The sequence below is a fragment of the Nocardioides sp. genome (genome assembly GCF_036267815.1).
Taxonomy (GTDB): domain Bacteria; phylum Actinomycetota; class Actinomycetes; order Propionibacteriales; family Nocardioidaceae; genus Nocardioides.
This window is the reverse complement of the sequence record NZ_DATAVI010000098.1, coordinates 1-6918: the sequence shown is the minus strand read 5'-3', so window position 1 is coordinate 6918 and position 6918 is coordinate 1. Positions and strand designations below refer to the sequence as shown.

Genomic DNA, 6918 nt, shown 5'->3' with positions numbered 1-6918 from the left:
CTATGCTGCGGCGCGTCCCACGCCGAGACGTTCCCGGACGGCCGCGCGATCGACACCTAGCGCGGCGATCAGCTCGGCGGCGGGATCTGGCGGCTTGAGCTCGAGGATGGTTAGGAGCACCTGTTGCGGGGGGATGTGGTGACCACGGCGTCTTTCCTTGTACGAGTTCTCGAGCGCTGTCTTGGCTGCGGGTGTCATTGGCAAACGGTCGCGCAAGACGGCTTTGAGCGTCGGCCTCGACGGACGTTTGATCGGCTCGTCGATTGGTATCGGTGGTGCGTGGAACGCCGCGCCGATGCCGACGGCGGCGAGCGCATCGTGATCCATCGCGTCGAGCGCGTCGCGGGCTGTCTGTAGGTCGCATCCCAGCGCCTGCGCCAGGACTGGTTCCCTGAGCAGCCCGAGTATCAGGTGCTCGGTGCCGACCTTGCGGTCACCGCGGCGGCGTGCTTCCTCGCGAGCGTCGATGTAGGTGCTCCAGGGGTTCCACGCGTCGGCTGGTTGCGAATGCTTGGTCATGGGAGTCGCTTTCCATATTTGGCGTGGACTGCTTGGCGGGTAACGCCGAGCGCGTCACCGATCTGCTGCCAGGACCACCCCTGCCGGCGGGCGGTCGCGACGTGGTCCGCCTCGACCCGTTCCGCGAGCCGGTGCAGAGCTAGAGCGGCGCGGAGCCCCAACGACGGGTCGTTGGACGTGATCGCGGGCGCGATGTCTTCGACGTTCATGGCCGTCAGTCTAGATTGACAACAGAGGCCTTGTCAACCCAAACTGACGCCACGGGCTCGAGTCCTGGATCGCCCACTCCGGGCGCACCGCCGTCTCAGGTACGTGCCTGTACCGCCGCGGGCCCCCGGCGCCCGAAGCTCGCCCCCCGCGGATCCAGGCCCAGGCAGGCGCGTTTCGCCCCGCCCGCGCAGGAACGTCGCCCGGCACGCGGTCGCTGGTCAGAGATCGGACCAGACCGTGTGAGCGTTCACACCGAGCCGTTTCGCCCGCGCTCGTACGTGGTAACCGAGTGCCGCAGCGGCAGCGGAGGAGAGAGAGGAACACCCATGGGCTCGAGGGCTGTACGGCGACCGGCGATGTTGGGCCTGGCGATGGTGCTGGCCTGCGTGACGGCGATGATGGGCTCGGCCGCCGCGGCGACGGCCGCGCCGAGCGACGTCGGCCCCGTGGGCTGGAGCTCGGGAGCGGGCGATCCCAACCTCGGCGTGCTCAACCAGGGATCTCGAACCGTGGCCTTCGACAACGGCTGGCGCTTCAAGCTCGTCAATCCCGCCGGGGTCAGCGACCCCTCGGGGGCGTACGGCACCTCGGCCGATCCCAAGGCGTCGGCGGTCGGCTTCTCCGACACGACCTGGCAGCCGCTCACCCTGCCCCACGACTGGAGCATCACCCAGCTGCCGGATCCCAGCCAGACCAATGCCACCGGCTTCTTCCCCGGCGGGCTGGGGTGGTACCGCAAGACGTTCACGCTGCCCGCGCAGATGACCGGCAAGCAGATCTCGCTGGACTTCGACGGCGTGTTCGACAACTCCTACGTGTACCTCAATGGCCAGCTGCTCGGCAATCACCCGTACGGCTACACGGGCTACAGCTATGACATCTCACACCTGGTCCACACCGACGGCCACACCCCGAACACCGTGGCCGTCGTCGTCCAGAACCAGGAGCCGAGCAGTCGCTGGTACTCGGGCAGCGGGATCACCCGCCACGTGCACCTGACGGTCACCGACCCGGTGCACATCGCTCGCTGGGGAACGTCGGTCACGACGCCCCAACTGGCCGACTCGATCAGGTCCCACTACGCGACGGTGCACGTGGCGACCGATCTCGCCAACGACACGGGCCAGGCGACCAGCGTCGACCTGCGCTATCAGGTCTCAGACGCCGGCGGCCACGTGGTCGCCCAGGGCACGTCATCCAACGTCGCCGTCCCCACCGGAGGCAGCACGGCGGCGGCCGATCTGCGCCTCGATCACCCGCGGCTGTGGTCGACGACCGATCCCTACCTGTACACCGTGCAGACCGAGGTTGTGGACGCCGGTGCGCCCGTGGACTCCAGCACCAGCACGTTCGGCGTGCGGTGGCTGGTGTTCAGCCCGACGCAGGGCGTGTCCCTCAACGGGCAGCCGCTCAAGCTGCACGGCGTCGACCTCCACAACGACGAGGGAGCGCTCGGATCGGTGGACAACTACGACGCGATGTGGCGTCAGATGAGCAAGCTCAAGGCGATGGGGGTCAACGCCTTTCGCACCTCGCACAACCCGCCGTCGCCTGAGCTGATCGACATCTGCCAGCGACTCGGCATCGTGATGATGGTGGAGGCGTTCGACGCCTGGGACGTCGGCAAGCTGAGCCAGGACTACCACCTGTACTTCAACCAGTGGAGCGACTACGACATCAAGGAGATGGTCAACGAGGCCAAGAACTCGCCGGCGGTGATCATGTGGTCGATCGGCAACGAGATCCCGGATTTCACCTCGCCGCAGGCCCTCCCGATCGCGCAGCGCCTGATCGCCGACATCAGGTCGATCGACAGCACCCGTCCAGTCGTCGCCGGCTCGGACAAGTACCGCAGCGTCCCCGAGCCAGGCTCGGTTGCCGACCAGATGGTCAAGAGCCTCGACGGTCTCGGCCTCAACTACGACACGGCGAAGACGATCGACGGCCTGCACGCGCAGTATCCGACGAAGTTCTTCTTCGAGTCCGAGTCCTCGTCGGAGACCTCGACGCGCGGCTATTACCAGGATCCCGACCAGCTGAACACCGGGCAGAACTTCACTCCCGGCAAGTACGAGGTCTCCTCCTACGACAACAACATGGCCTCGTGGACGCTGAGCAACGAGTACGACCTCAAGAAGGTGCGCGACCGGCAGTTCTTCGCCGGGCAGTTTTTGTGGTCGGGCTGGGACTACATCGGCGAACCGACGCCGTACACCGTGTTCCCCGTCAAGACGTCGTTCTTCGGCGCCGTCGACACGGCGGGCTTCCCCAAGGACTCCTACTACCTGTTCCAGTCGCAGTGGACCCAGAAGCCGATGGTTCACCTCCTGCCGATGAACTGGACCGACTATCGGCCGGGGCAGACCGTACAGGTGCGCGCGTATGCCAACGAACCGAACGTTGAGTTGCTCCTCAACGGACACTCTCTCGGCACCCGGTCGTTCACCCAGAAGACGTCGACCGACGGCGCGCGCTACCTCGAGACGCAGCAGTGCCCGGGCGACGATGACACCTACACCGGTGGCGCGTGTCCGGGCAGCTATCAGAGCCCGAACGGCAGCTCGGGCGATCTGCACCTGACCTGGAACGTGCCCTTCCAGCCCGGACAGCTGGTGGCGGTCGCCCGGGACGCAGCCGGGCACGTCGTCGCCCGCGACGAGGTCGACACCGCCGGCCGCGCCTTCGCCCTGAGGGTGACCCCGGACCGGACGGTGATCCGCGATGACGGGAAGTCGCTGTCCTACCTCACCGTGCAGGTGGTCGATGCCCACGGCGTCGAGGTTCCTGACGCCGCCAACGCGATCCGTACCTCGGTGACGGGCGCCGGCACCTTCGCGGGGGCCGACAATGGCAAGCAGGACGATGCCGAGGGGTACACCTCATCGACGCACGACGCCTTCAACGGCAAGCTGCTGTCGATCGTGCAGGCCCGGACGAGCCCTGGCCCGGTCACCGTGCGAGTGTCCTCGCCCGGCCTGTTGCCGGTGACCACAACGCTTTACTCCAGCGCCCAGCCGGGGAGCGGCCTGATCGCGCTCCAGCCGAACTACATCCGCTCGCGCCGGGGCCAGGCGCCCGTCCTTCCGGCGACGGTGGTGGGCGTCGACGCCGATGGTGGGACGCAATCGCTCCCCGTTCAGTGGAGCTCACCGGGTCGTATGCGCCGGCCCGGCACCTACGTCGTCTCCGGGTCCGCGGCCGGCACCGGAATCCCGGCGCGGGCAGTGGTGACCGTCTACGACGTCGCCCGGATCGAGGTGCCCTCGGCGATCGTCCCCGTAGGGACGCCACCCGCGCTGCCGACGACCCTTAACGTGGTCGACACCGACGGCGTCACCCAGCAGCCCCTCGTCCGTTGGTCACACGTGCAGCCGCGCCGCTATGCCCGCCCCGGCCGCTTCACCGTCCGGGGCTGGATCCCGGCGATCGGGCGGCGCGTCGGCACGCGGGTGACCGTAACCCGTCACTTCAACGCCGGGCAGGATCTCGCCCTGGCCTCCGGCCCCGAGCATCCGACCGCCGACGCCAGCTTCTCGGGCGGCGTGTTCTCCGACGGCGGTTCCGACGGCGGGACCAGCACCACCGTCCCGTCGGCGATGCTGGACGGCAACACCACCGCGGGCGGATGGTCAAATCGCTACACCAAAGCGGCGACGCAGACCCTGGCCGCTGTAAGCGACTCCCACGCGGAGGACTGGGTCAGCATCAACTGGCCGCAACCGCAGCACTTCGGCCGGCTGGACGTCTACTACACCCTGGACTCCCACAACCAGCTCCCGGCGTCCGTCACCGTGTCGTACTGGAACGGCTTGGCCTGGATCCCGGTGACCGGCCAGCGGGTGTCATACGCGTCGTCATCGGACCAGCCGACGACGATCACCTTCCATCCGGTGGGCGGCACGGCGGTCAGGCTCGATATGACCAGTCGCTCAGCTCACGATCCGATCACCGGCAACCTCACGATCGCCGAGATTCGGATCCCCGGAAACGAGGTCGTGGCGCGACGATGAGGCCTCACCTGGTGACCGTCAACCTGGCGTAGGCGCCGGCGCCGCCATGCACCCCGTCGCCGACGGCGTAGACGACGAAGTCGGTGGTCGAGTTGACGTTCTTGAGGGTGACCTGGAAGGCGCCGTTGGAGGCCACGTTGACGAGTGTGCTCGTCCAGGACCGCCCGTTCGGGCCGCGACGGCTGACCTGCACCTGCTCGCCGGCAGCCGTCACCGGATTGAGCTTGCCCTTGATCGTCACGCGGTTGTGGTGCTTGCTCTTGAGCGCCTTGGCGGTCAGCTTCTTGGGCCCGATCGAGATCGACAGGTGCGAAGCCTGGGGGCTGGCGCCGCCGTTGCCGGTGGCGAACACGGCGCTGGTCGCGTCGGCGCCCTGGCTGTCGGGGTCGGCGAAGTAGTCGTGGCCCCTGGTGGCCAGCACCACCGAAAGCGCGCCGGTGCTGCCACCGCCGTCGATGACCTCCGGCTGCCAGGTCTTGCCGCCGTTGGTGGTCGCCAGTACGTCGAACGCCAGGCTCTCGTCGCTGCCCTGGCCCTCCAAGGCGACGACTCCGCTCTGGGGGCTGGAGAACGACAGTCCCGAGGCACTGTCAACGCCCAGACTGAACACCTTGGTCCATGTCTTGCCCCGATTGCGGGTGCCGAGCACGTCTCCCGCGAGGTCGAGCACGTAGCCCGCGGACGGGCTGACGAAGCTCAGGTCGATGATCTTGGTCTTCGCCGGCAGGGGCAGCGCCTGCCAGGCCGAACCGCCGTTGGTCGACTCGTAGGCCACGCTCCTGCTCCAGACGAACACGTTCCTGCCCACGGTCAGCGAGTGGGAGAGCTTGAGCGAGGAGATCTTGGGACCGGCCTTCTTGTGCTTGCCCGTCCCGGTGGCCTTCACCTTGCCGGAGACCTTGGTGAACGTCTGGCCGCCGTCGGTGGACCGGCGGATGCCGACCGGTCCGACCAGCAGCACGTTGGTCGCGCTGGTGGCGGCCAGCGAGGTGCTGTCGCTGACGCCGGCGTCCAGCGAGGACCAGGCGGTGCCGCCGTTGGTCGTCTTGCGCAGCACGCCGTCGTTGCCGACCGTGTAGCCGTTGGTGGCATTCGGGAAGGCCGCGTCGACCAGGTCGCCCCCGCCGGGGATCCGCAGCAGCTTCCAGGTCGTCCCGCCGTCGGTGGTCGCCTCGAGGTTCCCGCCCAGTCCGAGCAGGAAGGCGTTGCCGGCAGCGCCGCCCGCTCGCAGGGGCGAGTTGGCGGAGTCGGAGATCGCTCCCTGGAATCCGCCGGAGACGAGCGTCGGGAACGAGGCTCCGCCGTCGGCGGAGAGCACGGTGGCGCCGGCGCCGCCCACGCCGACCACGTTCGTACCCGTGGAGAAGGCGACGTCGGCCAGCGTCCTGGCCGACGGGGTGACCGTTGCGCCCGTCGCGCCGCCGTCGGTGGTCCGGATCAGCGAGCGCGAGTCGGCGATCGAGATCAGGCAGTTCAGCGCGTCACTGCAGGCGATGTGCGCCAGGTCGGGAGTACCCGCGCCCGCCAGCGGCCGGGTCATCCAGGTGGCGCCGGCATCAGTGGACTCAACCAGCGTGCCCTTGTCGCCGACCGCGAAGGCCGTCGTCGGGGTGACGAACGTCAGGTCGTTGAGGCCGTGGGCGATGGATGCCACCTGGGTCCACGAGTTGGCGCCGTCGGTGGTGCGCTGGATCGTGCCCGCGCTCGGGGCGCCGGTGACGCCGAACCCGACCGTCGGGGAGACGAACTGCAGACCCTGTGCGTGGGACTGTCCGTCATTGGGGACGGGCACCGGCGTCTTGGCCTGCACGCTCTGGCCGCCGTCATTGGTGAACTCGATCTGGCCGCTCTGCTGCTCGACATAGCCGGTGGTGGCGCTGGTGAACGAAAGACCGCTCACGGGGTCATTGCACGAGCTGGTCGAGGAGTTGATCGGCAACTCGGTGAAGCGCGCGCCGCCGTTGGTGGACTCGGCCACCGAGCAGCCGCCGCCGACGATCACCGTGTTGGGGTCGAGCTCCTGTACGAGGCCGAGCTCGTTGAAGGTGCCGGTCGGCAGTCCGCTCCAGGTCGCCCCGCCGTCGGTGCTGCGCAGCGCGGTGCCGAACTTGCCGACGGCGTATCCGGTCGAGCCCTGGAAGGTGACCGCGTCGAGGTCATTGCCCTGGGGCGTCGGGCT

General features: G+C 68.4%; 4 protein-coding genes. 1 reads left to right on the top strand and 3 read right to left on the bottom strand.

Translation table 11 applies throughout. The annotated features are described in order from the left end of the window. Both VHW64_RS20225 and VHW64_RS20220 read right to left on the bottom strand, forming a co-directional pair. Positions 1 to 519: a Clp protease N-terminal domain-containing protein gene (locus VHW64_RS20225; protein ID WP_329652380.1), complete on the bottom strand. Its 519-nt coding sequence runs from the start codon at positions 517 to 519 to the stop codon at positions 1 to 3. Next, positions 516 to 728 (bottom strand): RNA polymerase subunit sigma-70, encoded by a 213-nt coding sequence (locus VHW64_RS20220; RefSeq protein WP_329652379.1) that lies wholly within the window; start codon positions 726 to 728, stop codon positions 516 to 518. The genes VHW64_RS20225 and VHW64_RS20220 overlap by 4 nt, the downstream gene beginning before the upstream one ends. Before the next feature lie 327 nt (positions 729 to 1055). Here VHW64_RS20220 and VHW64_RS20215 point away from each other — a divergent pair, with 327 nt between their 5' ends. Next, the gene (locus tag VHW64_RS20215; RefSeq protein ID WP_329652378.1) at positions 1056 to 4739 is read left to right on the top strand and encodes a glycoside hydrolase family 2 TIM barrel-domain containing protein; all 3684 of its coding nucleotides are present in this window, start codon (positions 1056 to 1058) and stop codon (positions 4737 to 4739) included. A 4-nt stretch (positions 4740 to 4743) separates the two neighbouring features. Here VHW64_RS20215 and VHW64_RS20210 read toward each other — a convergent pair. Beyond that, positions 4744 to 6918 (bottom strand): WD40/YVTN/BNR-like repeat-containing protein (locus VHW64_RS20210; RefSeq protein WP_414690555.1); only part of this gene is annotated, 2175 nt, incomplete at its 5' end.